General features: G+C 46.8%; 3 protein-coding genes. All 3 read right to left on the reverse strand.

The features are described 5' to 3' along the window. A partial coding sequence (locus ACFY68_RS26125) for a hypothetical protein (RefSeq protein ID WP_387533582.1) occupies positions 1 to 173 on the reverse strand: 173 nt, incomplete at its 3' end. Continuing rightward, the gene (locus ACFY68_RS26130; protein WP_387533576.1) at positions 136 to 666 is read right to left on the reverse strand and encodes a hypothetical protein; all 531 of its coding nucleotides are present in this window, start codon (positions 664 to 666) and stop codon (positions 136 to 138) included. The genes ACFY68_RS26130 and ACFY68_RS26125, both read right to left, overlap by 38 nt. 8 nt (positions 667 to 674) lie before the next feature. Continuing rightward, positions 675 to 1,945, reverse strand: a 1,271-nt coding sequence (locus ACFY68_RS26135; RefSeq protein WP_387533579.1) for an RHS repeat-associated core domain-containing protein, incomplete at its 5' end; no start/stop codon positions are given.

Genomic DNA, 1,945 nt, shown 5'->3' on the forward strand with positions numbered 1-1,945 from the left:
TAGTCGAGTTGCTGTTGTTCTCCTTTGTTGTCCGTGAAGGTGATGGACAGCAGATTGTCGGCAGCGTCGTAGCCGTAGTCGGTGGTGCCATCTTCGGTGCGCTTGCTGAGAAGATGGCCGATTTTATTTGTATTTTTACTGATGCTTGGAATAGAGGTTAATTTTCGAGTCATCCAGAGGAAAAAAATCTTCCTCCAGTTCGTAAAGGCGTATTGACCAAAAATTTTCTTCGCACTCCATCGCTAAAAAATCTTTTGCAGAGTAAATTTTTCTTAGTTTTGTGATTTTTGATTCGAAATTATTTGGATTTGCGATGATTTTCTCCTGGACCAAGTCCATGAACAGATTGTTGAAATAATGAAAGTTTTCTATTGTTGTGTTGCAGAATATAATTCTAATTGCGTCATCTTCTTTGGTTAAGTATTTAATTTGGCTGTCTGTATTGTCAATGCCGTAGCAGCCGGAGAAATCATGTCCGAAGAAAGCGAATGAAACTCCTAGGGGGTTGTTAGTACAGAGATTATCGTAGAATACGAGTCCGTTATTTCGATAGTCTTTAAGTAGGGGGAGTGTTTTTTTTACGATGGATAAGATGGCGGATGATCTTATTTGTTTGCTGCTGAGTGGTGTTTGCGCTTGTATGAGTGCAAGTGATAGTGGAGTCATTATTTTTCTCAGCAAATAGTTGTTTTGATATTGGATAGTGCGGATTGCAGGGCGCTACGGCCTGAGGCACTGTATTGGAAGCTAAATGTGTTTTTTGGAGAATGTCGATTTACGAGCGAATTGCATCCTGGGCAAGGGCGTCGTTCAGAGTATATTTCATTAATGTTAAGTTCTGATCTGTTTGCATATTTTGCCAGAAGTTTCTCTTCAGAGTGAAGCCCTCCAGGTGTGTTTCGCATAACCTCAATGTGTTCTTTGCCGTTGAGGGTGTATTTAATTGCTGCATAATTTGTTTTTGCCGCGTTGAAATTCCCTTCAATGATTCTTTGATTTATTACGCTTTGACTTAGGCCGTGCCCGTAAGGTATTTGCTCAACTGCTAATCCAAGAGGGTCAGCGTAAGTGAGTGAATTAGGCCCGTATGTGGTGAGGTTAATTCCTCCGCTTATGCCTATTGTGTCTTTTTGTGTGAAGCGACCTATGTCCGGGTCGTAGTATCTAGATACGTTGTAGTGAAGTCCAGTCTCTTCGTCAATGTATTGCCCTTGATATCGAAAATTTTGTTCGCGAGCGTGCTGCTTACAATTCCATTCATCATGTTTTCGGCCCCAGCCGTGATAATCAGCTCGCCAGATTGTGTTACCACTAGAATCAGTCAGCTGCTCCGGTAGCCCGGCCAGGTTAGTGTGCAAATAGTGAATTGCCTCGCCACCCGGTCTACCGTCGATGCGTGCTAGCGGTTCATAGCTATTCGGAGTGGCATACACATACAAGCTGGCCAAACCACTCTGCATCTCTTGAAGCAACCGCAGCCCTTGCCAGTGGAACAACACCCGCCGGTGCGGCTCTGGGTAATCCTTCTGATAAACCTCCTTGCTGATCCGCCTCCCCAACGGGTCATAGGCGAACACCACACGCTCGCGCTCCCCACTGCGGTACTGCTCCACGCAAACCAGCCGCTGCTCGGCGTCATACTCGAAATACTGCACCCAGTTGCTGCCGATCCGCTTCTCGCACAACCGCCCAAAGCGGTCATAGCGGTAGCGCTTGTCTTGATACACCAACACCCGGTTGTGCTTGATCAGGCCATTGAGCTTGGGCCCGTCGAACAGGTTACCGGCCTTGTCATACTTGAAATCCTCGACCTGCGTGGCTTGCCAGTGGGGGCGTGACTGTTGGACGGTTTGCAGTTGCTCGTTGAGGTCGTAGCCGTAACGGTTGCGTCCCGAGTAGCTCTTGCCGGTGTGTGGCAGGTCATTGAAGCACCCGATGATCCGTT

The organism is Pseudomonas sp. NPDC012596, assembly GCF_042902325.1.
GTDB lineage: Bacteria > Pseudomonadota > Gammaproteobacteria > Pseudomonadales > Pseudomonadaceae > Aquipseudomonas.

Coding starts and splice junctions, on each gene's coding strand:
- ACFY68_RS26130 (WP_387533576.1), bottom strand. CDS start 666: ATGACTCCACTATCACTTGCACTCATACAAGCGCAAACACCACTCAGC.